The sequence below is a fragment of the Streptomyces sp. NBC_01283 genome (assembly GCF_041435335.1).
Lineage (GTDB): Bacteria > Actinomycetota > Actinomycetes > Streptomycetales > Streptomycetaceae > Streptomyces.
Genome location: NZ_CP108430.1, coordinates 8,981,436 through 9,000,148, shown reverse-complemented (window position 1 = coordinate 9,000,148; position 18,713 = coordinate 8,981,436). Strand labels below are relative to the sequence as shown.

The window sequence follows — 18,713 nt, the reverse complement described above, 5'->3', positions numbered from 1 at the left end:
GTCTGCGGCAGGTGCTACCGGAAACGTCCTGATCGACCCGGAGGGATCAGTCGCCCGGCCCTGCACACCGGAGGGCACACCCCTCGGCCACATGCTTCTCGACAAGAACGTCGCGACTGTGGAAAACCCCGACCCGGACCCGAAAGTCCGCCACGCCTTCCTGCTTGCGGCATCAGTGATCTTCCAGGAGGCGAAGCGGCAGGGGCAGGGGCAGCTGCCTGACAAGATCACGCGTACGTACTGGTAGGTACGGCGGCCCCGAGCCCAACGTCGACCTCGCCCAACTCGGCAGGGCACTGCACGGGAGCACGCATACGGACAGACACCGTTGAGCCGTTTTGATGGAACGTGAGGATGGCCGTGCCTAGCGGCTCACCGGCTCAGTACCCCCTCAATACCCGGTTCGGGCCGAATCCGTACCTGGTTCAGGCAGGCTCAGTACCTGATTCGGGCTGGCTCGATCGGGCGGGTCGGTGCATCACGTAGCCGTGGGCGACGTCACGGCGTGCGGTCGAACGTGAGCGGCGAGTAAAGCAGACGCTCCCCCTAGCCGGCGGTCCAACTAGCCGGCCTGGCAACCAGACTGCAGACCGTTCACTGTTCGTCGAGGTCAGCGCCCCTCTCCTCACCGGCCGACCCGCCGAATCCCCCGGGCCCGCTCGGTCTGCCGCGCCGCGTCGCCCGCCGGCTCCGTGGCTTTTCCCGGATGCCCGCCTCCCCCTGCGAGGCTTCTCCATGGACCAGAAGGCGTGTGCTTCATGCGCGTCCTGAGTGATGAGTGACCGGAGCGAACGGCAAGAATGTGCGGGACCTGATGTACGGGACCGGGCCGTCATCGGCCGGCCTGCCCGGCTGTCAGCCGATCGCGCTCTTCCTGTTACGGAAGCGCCACTGCAACTCACGTACCTCGTCGGCGAGTTCAGGTACCGGCCCGGCCACCTCCAGAGCGGGCACCACGTCCTGGATGGTCAGCGGGCTCAAGGGTGACGTGTTGGGCACGCCCCACTCGGCCTTCCAGTCCCGGGCCTGGCGGGAGGAACTCGCGTACACGATGCGACCGAGGCCGACCCACCCGTGAGCGGCGGCGCACATCGGGCAGTGCTCGCCCGAGGTGTACACGGTCGCCGTGGCCCGTTCCTCGGGGGCCATGTGAGCCGCGGCCCACTGGGCCAGTGCCAGCTCCGGGTGTGATGTCGGGTCCTTGGTGGTCGACTCGCGGTTGCGGTCCTCCGCCCTGACCTTGCCGTCCGCGTCGACGAGCACGGACCCGAACGGCAGGTCACCGGCGTCGAGCGCCTCGGCCGCCAGTGCCACGCAGCGCCGCAGATGGACCAGGTCGGTCTCGGTGACGGCGGCGGGAGCGGCGCCGGTCCCAGAAAGGTCGTGATCGTGAGGTGCCACTGCTGCTTCATCCCTCAATCTGTCGCGTCTTGACTTGGCTCGGCTCGGCTTGCCTTGGCTTGCTCACCAGGGTGGCCGGCGAGATGCGGGCTAGGTTCGGTGTGCGGCCACGGTGGCCAGGGCGTGCCAGGCCGTCTCGGGCCGCAGGGTCTCATCGGGATCCCCGTGGTACGGATCGAGAAGCACGGTGTCGGCACCGGCCAGGCGCAGTTCCTCGACGTCCTCCAGGAACTGTTCGATGGTTCCCTCTCCTGCTCGGCGATCCGGGTGGTCCACCGGTTCTTCCGTGAGTCGGAGACGGATCCGCGGCGCCAGACCCGGCGTGGGCTGACCGAGTTGCGCGGAAATCCCCTTCAGCCGCACGAGCGCGTCCCTGAACCAAGGCATCGTGAACCGCAGCGGATGCCAGGGAGCTCCGAAACGCAGGGCACGGCGTATCGCCGCGTCGCTGTTGCCACCGATCCAGATCGGCACCTGTCCGGATCGGTAGTCGGCGTCGTTGTCCCATGCGGCGCGCATCGTCCGCAGGTGTTCGTCGGTCAGCACGCCACGGCGTTCGAAGGGGACGCCGAGTGCCTCGAACTCCTCCCGGGCCCAGCCGACCCCGACGCCCAGCACCAGTCGGCCGCCGCTGAGCTGTTGCAGGTTGGCGGCCATGCGGGCGACGAGCAGCGGGTGCCGGTAGGGGGTGATGAGAACGGTCGTCCCCAGGTGGATCCCGGTCGTGATTCCGGCCATCCAGGCGAGCGTGGTGAAAGGCTCGTAGAAGGGTGCGGGATATTGCTCGGCCACATCCGGCGTGATCGCCACGTGATCGGACATCATCAGCAGATCGAAGCCGAGCCCCTCCACGGTCGCGGCCCACCGGGCTAGGTGATCCGGATTCGCCCCGGGCCCGAAGTTGGGGACGTTCACGCCTATCCGCATGGGCGTCATCCTAGCAATGGGCGCCACCCAACCCCCCTGAGGTGTCAGGCAGTTGGGCTGCACGTTCCGGGTTCCCTGCCGGGGCCGACAGGAGCGCTGCCCGCCCCGGCCGGTGCCGGCTTTCGAACGTGTCAGCGGGCGCGGCGGATGCGGATCGGACCGCGGGCCTTCGTCGGATCGACGGGGCGGCCGCCCTGGGTGATCTCCACTTCGCCGGCCGCGACCAGGCGCCGGGCCGCGCGGCGGGCCGGTTCCATGAGCTCGCGCCAGCCGTCGCCGTCCCCCTCGTATACCGCCCGCGCGGCGTCGGAGGGGCAGATCGTCGAGGTCGGGCCACGCTGCTCCAGCAGATCCAGGATGGCTCGCTCCAGGCGCCGGTCCGCTGTCCGTTCACTGTCCGTCACCGCGCAAGTGTCGCACCGGCGATGGCGGGAACCAGGGCCCTGCAGGAGTGTGTCGGCTGTGTCGGCTCAGAGGTGACGCCGACGCCGCGCCCGGCCCGCCAGGTCTCGCGGAGGGTCAGCAGCCGCCGCAGTTGTAGTAGAGGACGTCCCAGTGGTTGCCCTCGTCCGCGTAGATGTTGCCGGAGCCGGACTTGTACTGCGGGGCACCGTCACCGCGCAGGCCGATGTAGGTGAAGGTGTTCTTGACGTAGCTCGTGACGCAGGTGTTCTTGCCGTAGTCGAGCTTGTATCCGTTCCAGTGCGAGTACGTGCCGCTCGCGTGGCCGGTCTCCGTGCCACCCGTGATGTTGAGGGCGCACCCGCTGGCGCGCTTGAGGGTCTGGGCACCCTGCGCGGTGGCAAGGTTGAGTTGCTCGAAGGACGTACACGTCGGGTTGTTACGGTCCGAGCAGCCGCCGGAGGACGACCAGGTGATGCCGACCTCACGGAACATCGAGGTTGCGGTGGCATGGCTGATCTTGGTGGCGGCGAAGGCGTCGGTGGCCGTGGTCAGGACGCCGAAGCCGGGGGCGATCAGGGCGCCGGTGGTGAGCGCGAGCGCGGTGAGAGCGGAGCGGATGCGCATGGTGGTTCCTTCCTGCTGATGACCGTGCTGACGATGGGACGGCTGTGGTGCAGGTGGAGTAAGAAGATGGTGCCCGGATCCACGCGCCTGAGCCAGAGGACAAAGCGGAAAGCACGGTCGAGCTCCTGGATGGCACGCCCACCGGCGTGGCAGGTCCCGAGGTCGGAGCTGCTTGCCGGAGTGGCCTCCTGACAGCCCGTCACGACCGGTGAAGGGTCCGTGTTCACGGTGCGGACGTTGGCTTCCCGTTCGCTTCTCGCGCAGGGCGGGCGACCGTATCGGACGCGTCCGCGAGGACGCAGTGTGTGCCGGTGAAAATGGTCGGCATGCACTTGTCGCAGTGCACGCACAGGGAGCGCGTGCCCCGGCCAGCCTGCCGACCGGGCAACTCCCCAACGTCTCCGCACAGTTCCTGCCCGCCCCGTTCGAGGTCATGATCGGCTGGTCGCTGCCCGATCTGTCGGTCCAGGAAGTCGCGGAACGCTGCGGTCTGGCGTTCAGCCTCGTCGCTTCTGTCGCCGCCCGGTTGACCGCGCCCCCTGTACCACGCCGACGCGGGGACAGACACCGTCAACCGCGAGGCAGCCGATGGACGCTGACGGCATAGCCGCCGCCCTCGTAGGGGCGGCCGTCCCACGTCGCGAAGCGGTCGGCGAAGGTGAGGCCGGCCGCGGCGCAGCAGGCGTCGTACTCCGGCAGGGTGATGCCGGGCGGGACCGGCAGATGGGCTGCGTCCAGGCCGAATCCGGCGACCATGAGGCCGCCCGGGCGCAGAGCCCCCGCCAAGCGGCTTGCCACCGCCGCCTCGGTACCAGCGGCAAGGAGCGGGAAGATGTTGCCGGCAGCGACCACGAGGTCGAAGCCCGCCCCATCATGCAGCTCGGCCGGGTCGAACGTGGCCAGGTCGGCCTGGATCCATGGCAGTTCCGGCGCCTGCCTGCGCGCCACGGCCAGCATGGAGGCGTCCCGGTCGACCCCGACACAGTCATACCCGAGCTCCGCCAACCGGATCATGACCCGGCCGGTACCGCACCCGGCATCCAGCACCCGCGCCCCGGCGGGCACCAGCGCGGCACACAACCCCGCCTCACCGTGCATGTCTTTGCCACTGTCGGCCAGGGCCGCGAACCGGGCGGCGTAATCCTCCCCGGACGTCCCACCGGTCAGCTCTTCCCAACGACTCATGACCCACAGGGTAGGCGAGCGGTAGCAGTGGCCCGATTCACCACTCTGGTCGTGAGTGGGCGCGCACGCCCCGCGCGTACCTGGCACGTCCACGCCGGAGGCGGTCATTGAAGCCGGCGTCGGGCACCCCCGGGGCTCAGTGCGCCACCGCGCACTTCGTAGATCGTCAGTACGTCAGCGTCCAGAAGTGCGCCGCGGTAAGCGTGTGACCGATGGGCAGGGTATGGAAGTCCATCGCAGACCTCTCTCATCAAGGAGGACACGTGGCTGCCGAGCACTACCTGATGACGGGTGCCACAGGGTTCGTCGGGGGAGCCACCGTCCTGGAACTCCTGGAGCGGACCGACGCGGTCCTCTCGTGCGTGGTCAGAGCGCGAGGGGATGAGATGGCCACCGAGCGGCTCAAGGGAGCGCTTCATCGTGCCGCTCAGGTGTACGGGCGAGCGGATCTGGTGGGCGAGATCGACGCACGTTGCCGCGGCATCGCCGGTGACCTCACCCTGCCCGACCTGGGAGTCACTGCAAGCCTTGGCCCCGTCGACCAGATCTGGCACGTGGCCGCGTCCCTCGCCTTCGAGGACTCGGGCAAGGACGAGATCCTCAACCAGAACGTGCAGGGCACCCGGCACGCGGTCACGCTGGCGAAACGGTTCGGCGTCTGCGTCTTCAACCATGTCAGCACCGCCTACGTGTCGGGCAGCAGAACAGGCCGGATCGCTCCCGACCCCGTCTCCCACGACGATGACTGCAACAACTGGTACGAGCGCAGCAAGGTGGCGGCCGAACACGTCGTCACCACAGCGGGGTTCGACTGTTTGCGGATCTTCCGGCCGAGCGTCGTGATCGGGCACAGCGAGAGCGCGGGCACGACCAGCAGCAGCGGACTCTACGGATTCATCTCCGCACTCACGCAGTACCGCGCCGAACTCACGGAATCACTCGGCGACGTGATGGCGACCCGGCCGCTGCGCCTCCGGATGACCGCGGACTCGCTCACCAACTACATCCCGGTGGACCGGGTCGCCGCGGCCGCGGTAGGTGTGGCCCGCGCGAGCGACCGGTCCGGTATCTACCATCTGGCCAACGCCGAGCAACTCCCCGTGCACGCCATGCTCAAGGCGGTCTTCGATGCCCTCGGCCTGCCCGGCCCGACCTGTGTCGCGGACGAGTCCGACCTGGCCCTGGTCGACCTCAAGGCCGACCGGCTCTGCACGTTCTACCGCCACTACACCAACGGCACCCGCGAGTTCGACCTGGACTCCGTCGAGCAGCTCATCGGCCGCGACATCCTCAACGTATCGATGTCCCGGGAGCGCCTGGCCGACTTCATCGATGCGTTCGTCCAAGGGACCTAGAAGACCCAGGAGATCCAGGAGATCCAGGGCGCTGGCGAGCGAGAGACAGAGGCCTCACATGAACCACATCGATCTTGACACCCGTCCGCTGAACGCTGACACGCGACCGGGCGGTCCACGCGGTCAGCGCATCCCGGATGAGCTCGCCCAGTGCCGCCAGGACGCAGTCGTCCAGGCGATCGCTCGGCTCGACGAGCCTCTCCACGTCATCGAGTCCGACGCCGGTTTCACCCTGGGGAAGAACTCGCCGGCGCGGGGCGTCGCAGGAGTCCTTCCCCCGTTTCCCCCGGAGCGCCTTGGCGACCGGTCCTTCTGCACGGCACACGGAGCGCGTCTCCCCTACGTCGCCGGGGAGATGGCGGGCGGTATCGCCACGCCTCGCATGGTCATCGCCATGGCCCGGGCCGGCATGATGGGCTTCTTCGGCGCGGGTGGACTGCCCCGTGAACGGGTCGCCGCGGCCGTGGCCGAGCTCACGGCCGCCCTGCCCGGCCACCGGAACTGGGGCGTCAACCTGCTGCACGCGCCCTCGGAGCCCGCCGCCGAGGAGCGCACGGCGGAGTTGCTGCTGGCCCACCGTGTGCCCGCCGTCTCCGCCTCGGCGTTCATGCAGCTGACGCCGGCCGTGGTCCGGGTGGCCGCTCATGGTCTGACCCGGGACGTCCAGGGCGCGGTGCGGCGCACGACACACCTCTTCGCCAAGGTCTCCCGGCCCGAGGTGGCCGCCCAGTTCATGGCGCCCGCCCCGGCCGAACTCCTGCGCCCGCTCGTCGAAAGGGGACTACTCACCCCGGGCGAGGCCGAACTGGCCGCCACGGTGCCGGTCGCCGAGGACATCACCGTGGAGGCCGACAGCGGCGGCCACACGGACAACCGCCCCCTGACGGTGCTCCTCCCGGTGATGCTGGCCCTGCGTGACACCCTGACCGAACGGCACGGCTACAGCCGTCCGATCCGGATCGGCGCCGCAGGGGGCATCGGCACCCCGGGCGCCACGGCCGCGGCGTTCGCTCTCGGTGCGTCGTACGTGGTCACCGGCTCGGTCAACCAGGCCTCCGTGGAGTCCGGGTTGTCCGCCGACGCCAAGGCCATGCTCTCCCAGGCCGGCCTCGCGGACGTGGCCATGGCTCCGGCCGGCGACATGTTCGAGCTCGGTGTCCGCCTTCAAGTGCTCCGCAGAGGAACCATGTTCGCCGGGCGGGCCGAGCACCTCTACCAGGTCTACAGCGCATACCCGTCATGGAGTGCCGTACCGGAAGCCGACCGCGCAAAGATCGAACGAGACGTTCTGCGGGCCCCGTACGAGCAGGTGTGGGCCGGGGCGCGTACGTACTGGATGGAGCGCGAGCCCGGCCAGGTGGAGCGGGCCGAGCGCGATCCGCGGCACCGGATGGCGCTGGTCTTCCGCTGGTACCTGGGCATGTCCAGCCGCTGGGCCGTCCAGGGCGAGACCGCCCGGCGCACCGACTACCAGATCTGGTGCGGCCCGGCGATGGGCGCCTTCAACGAGTGGGCCGCCGACGGATTCCTGGCCGACCCGGCCAACCGCTCGGTGGTGCAGATCGCCCGGAACCTGCTCACCGGCGCCGCCGCCGTCACCCGCGCTCACCAGCTGCGCGGCTGCGGGGTCGAGGTACCCGCCGCGGCCTTCGCGTTCCCCGCCCGACCGCTGGCCTAGGCACTGCCGCGCGGACCGCGAGAGGAGCGAAAGGAACGAAAGGAGCGAGACCATGAACGACCACGCCCAGTCCGTGCCCATCGCCGTGGTGGGTATCGGAGCCCTGCTGCCCGGGGCGCGAGACGCCGAGCAGAGCTGGCGGATGATCGTGGGCCGCCAGGACCTCATCACCGAGGTGCCCGCCGACCGCTGGCTGGCACAGGATCTCCTCGCCGACGACCAGCCGGACGGGGCGTACGTCTCACGGGGTGGCTTCCTGCCCCGCGTCGACTTCGATCCCGTGGCCTACGGAATGCCGCCGCGGTCGCTGCCCGCCACCGACTCCGCCCAACTGCTCTCCCTGCTCGTCGCGGACCAGGTCCTCTGCGATGCCACCCATGGGAAGCTCGATGTCCTCGACCGCGACAAGGTGAGCGTCATCCTCGGGGTGACGGGCTATCTGCCGCTGGCCGCGCACATGGCCATGCGTACGGGCCGGCCGATCTGGCTGAAGGCGTTCCGGGAGGCCGGGCTGCCCGAGAGCCGGGCGCAGGAGCTGTGTGAGCGCATCCTGGAGCACATGGTGCCCTGGCAGGAGGCCACCTTCCCCGGGCTGCTGCCCAATGTGGCGGCAGGCCGGATCGCCAACCGGTTCGACCTGCACGGCACCAACCACACCACCGACGCCGCCTGCGCCAGCTCGTTCGCGGCACTGACGACCGCGATCGACGCGCTGACGCTCAGGCGGTGCGATCTGGCCGTGACCGGCGGGACGGACACGGTCAACGACGAGCTGATGTTCACCTGCTTCAGCCAGACTCCGGCGCTGTCGCCCACCGGGGACTGCCGGCCCTTCTCCGACCACGCCGACGGCACACTCCTCGGTGAGGGCGTGGTGATGTTCGCCCTCAAACGCCTGGCAGACGCGGAGCGCGACGCCGACCAGGTCTACGCGGTGATCCGGGGTGTCGGTGCCTCGTCCGACGGCAAGGGCAACGCCATCTACGCCCCACTGCCCGCCGGTCAGGAACGGGCACTGCGCCGGGCGTACGAAGCGGCGGGCTACGGCCCCGATACCGTAGAACTGGTCGAGGCGCACGGGACTGGGACCAAGGCAGGCGACCGCGCCGAATTCGAGGCACTGGCCTCGGTGTTCGGCTCCGCGGGGCGCACCGGGGCTCCCTGGTGCGCGCTCGGGTCGATCAAGTCGCAGATCGGCCATACCAAGGGGGCAGCGGGCGCGGCGGGCCTCTTGAAGACGGTCCTTGCCCTGCACCACCGAGTTCTTCCGCCGACCATCAAGGTGGAGCGTCCCAACCCGGATCTCGCGTTCGCGACCAGCCCCTTCTACGTGAACACCCGCGCACGACCGTGGGTGGGCGCGGACCGGCCACGGCGCGCGTCGGTCTCCAGCTTCGGTTTCGGCGGCACCAACTTCCATGTCGCGGTGGAGGAGTTCGTCCCCTCCGCGGAGGGATCGGCGCGGCCCGCCCGTCGGCTGCGTTCGGCGGCGGCCGAGCTGCTGCTGTTCAGCGGGGCCACTCTCGACGAGATGCGCGACGGGGTCGGCAGGGCCGAAGACTCGCCCCTCCCCCTCCCAGAACTGGCCCGCACCTCGCAGACACGGTTCGAGGCCGGGGCAGAACACCGGCTCGCCCTGGTGGTCGAGCACCCCGATGAGCTCGCGACCAGGCTCGCCCAGGCAGTGGACCTGCTCGACAGGGCGGGGGAAGACGGCTTTTCCACGCCGAACGGCACCTACTACGCTCGCGGAGCCACCGAAGAGGGGCCCCTGGCGTTCCTCTTCCCTGGGCAGGGCGCCCAGTACGTGGGCATGGGCTCGGAGCTGGCGACCCAACACCCTCCGGCGCAGCGCGTATGGGATCAGGTGGGCGCCCTGGACTTCGGCGTACAGCCGTTGCACCAGGTGGTTTTCCCTCCTCCCGTCTTCACCGAGGAGGAGCGGACCGCTCAGCAGGACCGTCTGACGGTGACCGAGTGGGCTCAGCCGGCACTCGCGGCGCACAGCCTGGCCGTCCTCGCGATGCTGACCGAGCTGGGCCTCGAACCCGCATGCGTGGCGGGTCACAGCTTCGGCGAGCTGATCGCGTTGCACGCCGCTGGTTCCTTCGGGGCGGATACGTTGATGCGCCTTGCCCGGCGGCGCGGCGAACTCATGCGGGACGCGGCGTCCACGCCCAGTGGCATGCTCGCCGTCAGCGCCTCCCGGGCCTGGGCCGAGGCGTTCCTGGAGTCCGAGGGGCAGGACCAAGTCTGGGTGGCGAACGACAACGCGCCCGAGCAGACCGTCCTCTCCGGCACGGCCGAAGCACTGGACGCTCTGGCCGACCGCCTTCGCGCCTCAGGAATCACGGCCAAGCGACTGCAGGCCTCGGCGGCGTTCCACAGCCCCCTTGTCTCCTCCGCCTGCCGCCCCTTGGCGGACTTTCTCGCCGAATGCCCCATCGAGCCCCCGGCCATCGAGGTCTACGGAAACGCGGACGCTGCGCGCTATCCCCGTTCGGCCGATCCCGACGTGGTACGCAACCGGATCAGTGAGCACCTCTCGACACCAGTGCGGTTCGTCGAGGAGATCGAGGCCATGTACGAGGCGGGGGTGCGCACGTTCATGGAGGTGGGCCCGGCGGGAACCCTCACCGGCCTGGTGGATCGCGTCCTGGAGGGGCGCCCGCATCTGGCGGTCGCGACCGACGGGCGAGGCAAGGACGGAACCGTCGCCCTCTTCGAGGCACTGGGACAACTGGCCGTACGCGGTGTGGAGATGGAATGGCCGGCGCATTGGCTGCCGTACGGGCCGCCCCGTCAGGCTGCCACTGAACCCGGTTTCTCGATCGGCGTCGACGGCAGCAATCAGGGCCGCCCCTACCCGCCCGAGGGCGGCGCCGCGGCGTTGCCCGCACCCAATCCGGAAAGCCCCGCCATGGGGCGGCAAGAGATCGTGGAGAGTGATGACATGCCCGCGGGGCCCGCTCAGCAACACGTGCACGACGAAGTACAGCGCCGGGCAGCCGAGGCCCACGCCGACTACCAGCGGTACATGGCCGAGGCACATCTGGCCTTCCTGCGCCTCACCCGGGAGTCGTTGGTGGGCCTGCGGGAACGGTCTGGCGGTGGCGCCTACTCCGAGGAACTCCCGGTGGCCGTGCCGACTTCCGTTCCGCCGCCGCAGGCGCAGGCCGCGCCTGCGGAGCCTTTCCCTGTCCCGTCACCGGCCCAGCCTGCGGACTCGACCGCCCCCACCGCAATTCCCGCCGACGCTTCTGCGGGTGCGCCCGCAGGCGGCACCCCGGTGGAAGAGGCACTCCTGAGCGCGGTGTCCGAACGTACCGGCTATCCGAAGGAACTCCTCAACCTCGACATGGAGTTGGAGAAGGAACTCGGAATCGACTCGATCAAACGGGTCGAGATCATGTCGATGCTCCGCAGGACCCTCGGTGAACTGGGCGTGCCCGCAGAGGAGTTGGCTTCGTGCCGAACACTGCAGCAGATCACTGACAGGCTCCAGGGAAATTTCCGCTAGGCCCGGCCACCCGGACCAGGGCGGCCGGGCCACCTCCCGAACCCCATCTCGTACGAATGGAACTCACCGTTCTTCCCGCACCGGCGACGGGCCTCGCCATGGCCGGGCTGTGGGACGGACCCCTGTACATCGTCGACGACGGCGCACACCTGGCCGAACCGCTCGCCGACCGGCTCGGCCACCACGGAGTCGACGCACGGTGGGTCGCCACCGGCACTGAACTTCCCCCCGACGCCCAGAACGTCGTCCTGCTCACCGGGCTCGCACCGGTGGAAGACGCACAAGGCGCACAAGGCACACAGGGCGTCCAGAGGGCCCTGGATCTGCAGTATGAGGCCTTCCGCGTTGCGCGGCGGTTGGCACGACGGCTCACGGACAACGACGGTGTGAATGGTCGCGGGGAGAAGGGCTGCGGTGTGTTCGTGACCGTCCAGGACACCGGCGGCGACTTCGGACTGAGCGGTCGGCAAGGCGAGCGGGCCTGGCTCGGTGGCCTGGCCGCTTTGGCCCGTACCGTGGCCAAGGAGTGGCCCAGCGCCTCGGTCAAGGCGATGGACTGCGAACTAACGGGCCGTGGGCCGCGCGAGCAGGTGGACACGATCGCCGAGGAACTCCTGTCCGGTGGCCCCCTGTTGGACGTCGGACTGCGAGCGGACCGCACCAGGGTCACACCACACCCTTGCGCCGTGCCCCCAATCCGCGACGGCGCGGGCACCCGCATCGGGCCCGACTCCGTTGTCGTCGTGACGGGTGGCGCTCGTGGTGTCACCGCTGCCGGGCTGGTCGCCCTGGCGCGGGCCCGGCGCCCCCGGCTCGCACTGTTGGGGCGGACCCGCCTGACCGAGGAGCCGCCGGGCCTGCCGACTGGCAGCGCAGAAGAGGTGACGCGCGCGCTCGCCTCACTGCGGGGACGGGGCGCCGGGTCAAGCCCCTCCGAACTCGCCGCCGACGTACGGCAGATCATGGCCGTCCGCGAGGTGCGGGCGACCCTTGCCGCGATCGAGGAAGCCGGATCTCAGGTGCGCTACGAGACGGTGGACGTGGGCGACATGGCAGCCCTCCCCCGCTGCCTGGAGCGGATCCGCGACGACTGGGGGCCGGTCACCGCCATCGTGCACGCCGCCGGCGTACTGGCCGACAGGCTCGTCGCCGACAAGACCGACGAGCAGTTCACCCAGGTCATGCGTACCAAGGCCACCGGACTGCGTGCCTTGCTGGACGCGACCGCCGAGGATCCACTGAAGCTGATCAGTGTGTTCTCGTCCGTCGCGGCGACGTTCGGCAATCCCGGCCAGTGCGACTACGCCATGGCGAACGAGACCCTCACCCAGGTGATGGCCGCCGAGTCCGCGCGGCGTCCCGACTGCCGGGTGAAATCACTGATCTGGGGGCCCTGGCGCGGCGGAATGGTCACGCCCGAACTCGCCGCCCACTTCGACCGCCACGGCACACCGTTGCTCCCCCTCGACACCGGCGCCGAGGCCTTCGTGGCCGAGCTGGAATCGCGCGCACCCCACGCCGTCATCACCGGCTCACCCGGCGCCGCCGCGGCCCCGTGGCCACTGGCCGCCGTGTCCGAACCCGCTGCGGCACAGGTCACGGTGACCGCACGGAGCCATCCGCAGCTGGCCGACCACGTCATCGCGGGCGACCCGGTGCTTCCTCTCGCCCAGACCCTGGAATGGTTCACCGCCGCCGCACGCTCCTGGCGCCCGACGTCGCCGAGGGTTCTTCTACGAGACGTACGCGTCCTGAGGCGGGCCGTCCCGGACCAACTCGACACGGACGGCGCCCGGTTCACCTTGCGGGCCGACCGGAGCGACATGCACGCGCTGAGCGTCGAGTTGCACGGCGCCGGGAGCACACCCCACTGCAGGGCACGAATCGCCGCGGCCCCTCACGAGATCACCGGCATCGTGCCGCCCGTCGAACTCGAACCCTCCCGTCGAAACCCCCTCTACGACGGTCACACGCTCTTCCACGGGCCGCTGTTCCAGTCGCTGGCCACGATCGAAGGCATCTCCCTCACCGGCGCTCGGGCAACACTCACCGGGCTGCGGGAGATGGGCTGGTCCGGCGAGACCTGGCAGACCGACCCGGCAGCGGTCGACGGCGCACTGCAGCTCGCCGTGGCCTGGGCGGAGGACCTCTTCGGGGACGCGACCCTGCCGATGGCCATCGGAGAGTTCCACGCCCCGCGCCTGGGTCCCGCGCGGGGCCCGGTCACCTGCGTACTGCGAGCCGTGCCCCCGCAAACCTCCCACGCCCAGTGCCATTTGACGCTGACCGACGACGAGGGGCTGCTCGCCGACATCCGGGATCTCGAACTCGTCCTGAGGCCTTGATGACCACCCCCGACCGCGTCTTCGCCAGGGACCAGCTCGAAGAGCTCTCCCACGCCCCGGTCTCCCAGGTGTTCGGCCCCCGCTATGCAATCCAGGACGACAGGGCACGCCAGACCCGTCCGCCCAAGCCCCCGCTGCTCCTCATCGACGAGGTCACCGGCCTTGAGGGCACCCCGGGCACGCTGGGGACGTCCGGGACACCGTGTCGGGGCTCGATCCGGACCCGGACCTTCGTGCGGCCGGACCGCAGCTTCGTCGACCACACGGCCCGCATGTACCCCGGCCTGACGATCGAGAGCACACAGTCTCTGCTCGTACTGCTCAGCTGGCTGGGCGCGGACCTGGACAACGACGCACAGCGGGTCTTCCGGCTCCTGGGGTACGAGGCGACCTTCCACGGTGCCGGTGCCCCTGTGGCAGGCGAGACCTCGGTCGCGGAAGTCCGCATCCTCGACCACGCCCGGCAGGACCAGTCCCTGATCGTCTTCTTCGAGGCGGACTGCCGGGTAGCCGACGAGCTGCGGCTCACCATCCGCAACGCCCAGGCCGGTTACTTCTCCTATCAGGAGCTCTCTGCCGCCCCCGGAGTGCGGTGGACCCCGAGCCGGTCCGCCCCGCCCCCGGGGCGAGCGGCTCCCAGCGCCGTCAGCCCCCGCTCGCGCGCGTTCGGCCCCACCCTGGTCCGGGCGTTCGCGGACGGCAGGGCCGCCCACTGCTTCGGCCCCGAATGGCCACCGTCCGGCTCACCGCGGCTGCCGTCCGGTGACATGCTGCTCCTCGGCGACGTCACGGAATTCGCCCCCTCCGGAGGCCCCTGGGCACGCGGCTATCTCCGGGCCGAGACCCTCGTCCACCCGAACGCCTGGTATTTCGCCGCCCACTTCCATCACGACCCGGTCATGCCCGGCAACCTGACACTGGACGGCTGCCTGCAGGCCATGAGCTTCCACCTGGCCGCTTCGGGCTTCACCATCGGCAAGGACCACTGGCGCTTCGAAGCGGTCCCGGGCCACCCGTTCGTGGTGCGCTTCCGGGGCCAAGTGACCCCGGCCTCGAACCGGGTGACGTACGAGGTCTTCGCCTCGCACCTGGTCACGCACCCGTACCCGACACTCATCGCGGACGTCCTGGTCACCGTCGACGGCCTCAAGGCACTGCACGCCGAACGCCTGGCTGTGCGTCTCGCTCCCTGCGGTTGACTCGAACCTGCCCCATCATTTCTAAGCGGCGGGCTTCTCCAGTGACTCCTACGCCTTTGCGGACCTGGAATGAGACCTTGGAAAGCTCCTCGGGGCCGGCCAGTGCCACGCCCAGGTGCAGGTCGTAGACCTGCGGGGTCATCCCTTTCACCTCTTCCGCCACTGCTGTCAAGACGGGCCAGTCATAGACGGGATCTTCACCCTGGCTGCTCGGGACCAGCAGGTGCGCGGCCCGTTGGACGGGCGAATCCGCTCAATGAGTCCGAGCCCCTCCCTCGTTGGAGTTTCTTCCGGTGTGCCGCCTTCTTCGGCATGACCGACTTCCCCGGTCTTCGCGGCGATCGCCGCCGGAACCTTCACCCGTGGCGAGGCCCCGGACGCCGGGACGATCACCGACACAACCCGGGCCCGGCAGAACGAGAACGCGTCGCGCCGATCTAGCGTGTGGCGAGCCGCTCCAGCAGGGCCGCGCTCCGCCCGAGCAACTCCCGCTCCTCATCAGTGAGTTCGGCCTCGATGGCCTGCGCGAGCCAGCCGACCCTGCGGCCGCGCTCCGCCTCCAGCGCGGCCCGGCCCGCGTCCGACAGTTCGACCAGTGACTTGCGGCCGTCCGTGGGGTGCGCCCGACGCGTGATCAGGTTCTGTTCCATGAGCAGCCCGACCGCCCGGGCCATCGACTGGGGACGTACGCGCTGATCGGTGGCGAGGTCGCTGGTGGTCATGGCGCCGTCGCGGTCGAGTGCACCGAGCACGGCGACCTGACCCAGCGGGATGCGGTCCTCGTGCTTGACGCGTCGGGTGAGCTTGCCCATCGCAGTGCGCAGTTCGGCGGCGATGGCGGCGGCTTCCGAGGTGGGCATAGGGCACTTTACCCCGTTGATCAGCATTGCTGCGCACCCGACCTGCACAGCAATGCTGTACAGCAAAACTGAGCAGCATTGCTGTAGTGTTTGGCCTTGCCGGGCTCAGCGCCAGCGCTGTCGCAGCCGGGGCCACGGCACATGACAAAGGGAAGGACCTCCCATGTCCGCAAAGGCAGTCGGAACCGTCGACGCCACCATCGAGACCGTCACCGCCCGCCGGATCATCGACAGCCGCGGGAACCCCACGGTGGAGGTCGACGTCGTCCTGACGGACGGGTCCCTGGGGCGTGCGGCTGTCCCCTCCGGCGCCTCCACCGGCGCCCGTGAGGCCGTGGAGCTGCGCGACGGAGACGCCGCACGCTGGCACGGCAAGGGCGTCGACCGCGCGGTGGCCCACGTCAACGGGGAGATCGCGGCATGCGTGCGCGGCCGGGACGCGGCGGACCAGGCGGGTCTCGACGCCTCCCTGGTCGGCCTCGACGGCACCGCCACGAAGTCCAGGCTCGGTGCCAACGCGATCCTCGGCGTCTCCCTCGCCGCCGCCAAGGCCGCCGCGGCGGCCCACCGCCAGCCTCTCTATCGCTACCTCGGCGGCGCCGACGCCCACCTCCTGCCGCTGCCGATGATGAACATCGTCAACGGCGGCGCCCACGCCGACAATCCGCTGGACTTCCAGGAGTTCATGATCGCTCCCGTCGGCGCGGACACCTTCGCCGAAGCCGTACGCATGGGCAGCGAGGTCTTCCACACCCTGCGCCGCGATCTGCTGGCCGCCGGGCACTCCACAGGCGTCGGCGACGAGGGCGGCTTCGCGCCCGCGCTGCGTACCGCCGAGGAGGCGCTCGACTTCGTGACGGCCGCCGTCGAGCGCACCGGCTACCGCCCCGGCACGGACATCGGCCTGGTCATGGACCCGGCGTCGTCGGAGTTCTTCCGCGACGGCATGTACGACTACACGGGCGAGGGGGTGCGCCGCACCCCGTCCGAGCACGCCGACTACCTGGCCAAGCTCATCGACTCGTACCCGGTCGTCTCCATCGAGGACCCGATGGCGGAGAACGACCTGGACGGCTGGCGCGAGCTGACCGCCCGCGTCGGCGACCGCTGTCAGCTCACCGGCGACGACGTGTTCTGCACCAACGAGACGCTGCTGCGCGAGGGCATCCGCACGGGCGTCGGCAACTCGATCCTGGTCAAGGTCAATCAGATCGGGACCCTGACCGAGGCACTGACCGCGGTGGCCACGGCCCACCAGGCGGGCTGGACGGCCGTCATGTCGCACCGCTCGGGCGAGACGGAGGACACCACCATCGCGGACCTTGCGGTGGCGACCCACTGCGGTCAGATCAAGACGGGCTCGCTCTCCCGCTCCGACCGCACGGCGAAGTACAACCAACTCATCCGGATCGAGGAGGAGTTGGGCGACATGGCGCGCTTCGCGGGCCGCTCCGCACTGCGTCGGGCGTGACCAGCAGGCAGAGGTAGCAGTAGGGGCAGAGGCAAGGATGGGCCCCAGGTCGTCCTGGGGCTCATCCTTGCCGAGCAGGCCGGTAACGGCCCTTTGCGGCAGCCGCGCTAGGGGATCACCGTTCCGGAGCCGTTGTCGCCGCTCAGGTTCTCGCCGAACAGCGCCTTCGGCGCCGGTGCCCCGATGTCCACGGGGTTCTCCGCGACCGACTGCGAGGCCGTCAGGCCGGAGGCGCTGCCGCGCAGCAGCCACACCGCGCCGCCGTTCACTACGGTGCCCAGGTTCTCGCCCGGCGCGCCCGCGATCAGGTCCGCCTTGCCGTCACCCGTCGCGTCGAGCAGTCGTACCGACCCGCCGAACACGTCGCCGGACTCCGCGGCACCCGGCACGCCCGCCGTGTCCTGGTGGAACGCCTGCGCGCCCTTGCCGGTGAGCCCGTCCTTGCCACCCTTGAGCAGCACCACGGCGCCGGCCTTCGCCTTCGAGCCGATCGCCTCGCCGGGGACGCCGACGGCCAGGTCCGGGTATCCGTCGCCGTTCGCGTCGCCCGCGTTGAGCCGTCCGCCGAACTGGTCACCCTTCTCGTTCGCCCCGGGCACGCCCGCCGTGTTCTGGGTGACCGTCTGCGTACGGGTCTGGCTGGGGCCGGACGCCGAACCGTAGTAGATCTTGACGGTGCCCGGGTCCTCCTCGGTGCCCTCGGTGTCGCCGCCGGGGAAGATCCGGGTGGCGAGGTCGGCGTAGCCGTCCTGGTCGAAGTCGGCGACGGCGGTGCTGGAGGCGGAGCTCAGCCGCTGCGGGACGGTGGACAGGCCGGACTTGGTGCCGAGCCACAGCTTGCCGCCCTCGGCATGGTTCTCGTAGACGTAGAAGGTCGCGAGATCCTCGATGCCGTCGCCGTTGAAGTCGCCCGTGGCGGTGGAGTTGATGGAGTTGTCGGTGCTGTACACCTGCACCTGCTGCTCGCGGGCGGGGGCGCCGGCCCGGCTGAAGGGGCCGTAGAGCACGTCGTGGTAGTCGTAGTCGTCGCCGTTGCGCATGAACAGATCCGTGTGCCCGTCACCGTCGAAGTCGCCCGCGGTGAGGTCGTCGCCGACCTGGGCGTTCGCCGGTGCGGCGATGCGGACGGCGTCCTGGCCGGTCATGCCGGTCTTGCGGCCCCACAGGACGATCACTGATCCGTTGGCGTTCTCCTCCGGCCGGTAGTCCCGGGTGACCACGGCCAGGTCGGTCAGGCCGTCGCCGTCCAGGTCGCGGGAGACCATCGCGTAGCCGAACACCCCGTTGTCACGGGAGTCTCCGGGCACGCCGGGGGTGTCCTGGCTGATGACCGTGGTGCGCTCGGGGTCGATGCCGTGCGCCGAGCCGTAGCTGATCGTGATGTATCCGGCCGAGGTGTGGCCGCCGATCTTCGCACCGGGGGCGGCGACGGCGACGTCCTGGTACCCGTCGCCGTCGAAGTCCTCTCGGACGGTGGTGGCGCCGTCCTGCGCGGATGCGGTGCTCGCGACGATCGGCACGCCGAGCGACCCGATCAGAGCGGCGGCCACGGCGGTCGATATGGCGGGTCTGCGGATGCCCACGGTTCCTCCTCAAGGCGCGAGCGGTGTCGAGACGCGTGCGCGTGGATGTGATTCATCTGCCAGACACGCGGAAACGGCTGATGGTTGTGCGCTGAACGGCATTTGAACGGGAGCGGGCCGTCTGCGCGCCTGGCAAGTAGGCCCTACAGGCGGCTGACCC

14 protein-coding genes are annotated in these 18,713 nt (G+C 70.0%); 7 read left to right on the top strand and 7 right to left on the bottom strand.

The window, feature by feature from the left end:
- The first annotated feature begins 91 nt into the window (after positions 1-91).
- Entirely contained in the window at positions 92-247 is a 156-nt protein-coding gene (locus OG302_RS40650) for a hypothetical protein (RefSeq protein WP_371749775.1), read from the top strand.
- Positions 248-855: 608 nt separating this feature from the next.
- Here OG302_RS40650 and OG302_RS40645 read toward each other — a convergent pair.
- The 5 genes from OG302_RS40645 to OG302_RS40625 form a co-directional block, all read right to left on the bottom strand.
- Positions 856-1,401 carry a nucleoside deaminase gene (locus tag OG302_RS40645; RefSeq protein ID WP_371749774.1) on the bottom strand — a complete coding sequence of 182 codons (546 nt, stop codon included), beginning with the start codon at positions 1,399-1,401 and terminating at the stop codon, positions 856-858.
- A gap of 90 nt (positions 1,402-1,491) precedes the next feature.
- Positions 1,492-2,328, bottom strand: coding sequence for an LLM class flavin-dependent oxidoreductase (locus OG302_RS40640; protein WP_371749773.1), 837 nt, complete (start codon positions 2,326-2,328; stop codon positions 1,492-1,494).
- Positions 2,329-2,459: 131 nt separating this feature from the next.
- Positions 2,460-2,732, bottom strand: a complete 273-nt coding sequence (locus tag OG302_RS40635) for a DUF3253 domain-containing protein (RefSeq protein WP_371749772.1) — start codon at positions 2,730-2,732, stop codon at positions 2,460-2,462.
- 115 nt (positions 2,733-2,847) lie between these two features.
- Positions 2,848-3,357: a hypothetical protein gene (locus OG302_RS40630; protein ID WP_371749771.1), complete on the bottom strand. Its 510-nt coding sequence runs from the start codon at positions 3,355-3,357 to the stop codon at positions 2,848-2,850.
- Between the two features lie 570 nt (positions 3,358-3,927).
- Positions 3,928-4,542, bottom strand: coding sequence for a class I SAM-dependent methyltransferase (locus tag OG302_RS40625; protein ID WP_371749770.1), 615 nt, complete (start codon positions 4,540-4,542; stop codon positions 3,928-3,930).
- 263 nt (positions 4,543-4,805) lie between these two features.
- On the opposite strand from OG302_RS40625, the gene OG302_RS40620 reads away from it, so the two are divergent.
- Genes OG302_RS40620 through OG302_RS40600 form a run of 5 tightly spaced genes read left to right on the top strand, consistent with a single transcriptional unit; the run spans position 4,806 to position 14,639 of the window.
- A complete protein-coding gene (locus tag OG302_RS40620) occupies positions 4,806-5,897 on the top strand; it encodes an SDR family oxidoreductase (protein ID WP_371749769.1) in 1,092 nt (363 codons plus the stop codon).
- Between the two features lie 58 nt (positions 5,898-5,955).
- Complete coding sequence (locus OG302_RS40615) at positions 5,956-7,575, top strand: PfaD family polyunsaturated fatty acid/polyketide biosynthesis protein (RefSeq protein WP_371749768.1); 1,620 nt, start codon at positions 5,956-5,958, stop codon at positions 7,573-7,575.
- Positions 7,576-7,627: 52 nt separating this feature from the next.
- A complete protein-coding gene (locus tag OG302_RS40610) occupies positions 7,628-11,095 on the top strand; it encodes a beta-ketoacyl synthase N-terminal-like domain-containing protein (protein WP_371749767.1) in 3,468 nt (1,155 codons plus the stop codon).
- 56 nt (positions 11,096-11,151) lie between these two features.
- Positions 11,152-13,440: an SDR family NAD(P)-dependent oxidoreductase gene (locus tag OG302_RS40605; protein WP_371749766.1), complete on the top strand. Its 2,289-nt coding sequence runs from the start codon at positions 11,152-11,154 to the stop codon at positions 13,438-13,440.
- Entirely contained in the window at positions 13,440-14,639 is a 1,200-nt protein-coding gene (locus OG302_RS40600; protein WP_371749765.1) for a beta-hydroxydecanoyl-ACP dehydratase, read from the top strand. Before OG302_RS40605 ends, OG302_RS40600 begins: the two co-directional genes overlap by 1 nt.
- A 437-nt stretch (positions 14,640-15,076) precedes the next feature.
- Here the strand turns inward: OG302_RS40600 and OG302_RS40595 are convergent, their stop codons facing one another.
- Complete coding sequence (locus tag OG302_RS40595) at positions 15,077-15,499, bottom strand: MarR family winged helix-turn-helix transcriptional regulator (protein WP_371749764.1); 423 nt, start codon at positions 15,497-15,499, stop codon at positions 15,077-15,079.
- A 163-nt stretch (positions 15,500-15,662) separates the two neighbouring features.
- Here OG302_RS40595 and eno point away from each other — a divergent pair, with 163 nt between their 5' ends.
- On the top strand, positions 15,663-16,970 hold the full coding sequence (gene eno, locus OG302_RS40590; RefSeq protein ID WP_371749763.1) for a phosphopyruvate hydratase: 1,308 nt from the start codon (positions 15,663-15,665) through the stop codon (positions 16,968-16,970).
- Positions 16,971-17,077: 107 nt separating this feature from the next.
- On the opposite strand, the gene OG302_RS40585 is transcribed toward eno, so the two are convergent.
- Positions 17,078-18,553 carry an FG-GAP-like repeat-containing protein gene (locus OG302_RS40585; RefSeq protein WP_371749762.1) on the bottom strand — a complete coding sequence of 492 codons (1,476 nt, stop codon included), beginning with the start codon at positions 18,551-18,553 and terminating at the stop codon, positions 17,078-17,080.
- Positions 18,554-18,713 lie beyond the last annotated feature (160 nt).

Excerpts from the sequence above, each read along its gene's own strand:
- OG302_RS40640 (WP_371749773.1), bottom strand. The coding sequence starts at position 2,328 with ATGCGGATAGGCGTGAACGTCCCCAACTTCGGGCCCGGGGCGAATCCG.
- OG302_RS40650 (WP_371749775.1), top strand. The coding sequence starts at position 92 with ATGCTTCTCGACAAGAACGTCGCGACTGTGGAAAACCCCGACCCGGAC.
- OG302_RS40605 (WP_371749766.1), top strand. The coding sequence starts at position 11,152 with ATGGAACTCACCGTTCTTCCCGCACCGGCGACGGGCCTCGCCATGGCC.
- OG302_RS40615 (WP_371749768.1), top strand. The coding sequence starts at position 5,956 with ATGAACCACATCGATCTTGACACCCGTCCGCTGAACGCTGACACGCGA.
- OG302_RS40625 (WP_371749770.1), bottom strand. The coding sequence starts at position 4,542 with ATGAGTCGTTGGGAAGAGCTGACCGGTGGGACGTCCGGGGAGGATTAC.
- OG302_RS40595 (WP_371749764.1), bottom strand. The coding sequence starts at position 15,499 with ATGCCCACCTCGGAAGCCGCCGCCATCGCCGCCGAACTGCGCACTGCG.
- OG302_RS40600 (WP_371749765.1), top strand. The coding sequence starts at position 13,440 with ATGACCACCCCCGACCGCGTCTTCGCCAGGGACCAGCTCGAAGAGCTC.
- eno (WP_371749763.1), top strand. The coding sequence starts at position 15,663 with ATGTCCGCAAAGGCAGTCGGAACCGTCGACGCCACCATCGAGACCGTC.
- OG302_RS40630 (WP_371749771.1), bottom strand. The coding sequence starts at position 3,357 with ATGCGCATCCGCTCCGCTCTCACCGCGCTCGCGCTCACCACCGGCGCC.
- OG302_RS40610 (WP_371749767.1), top strand. The coding sequence starts at position 7,628 with ATGAACGACCACGCCCAGTCCGTGCCCATCGCCGTGGTGGGTATCGGA.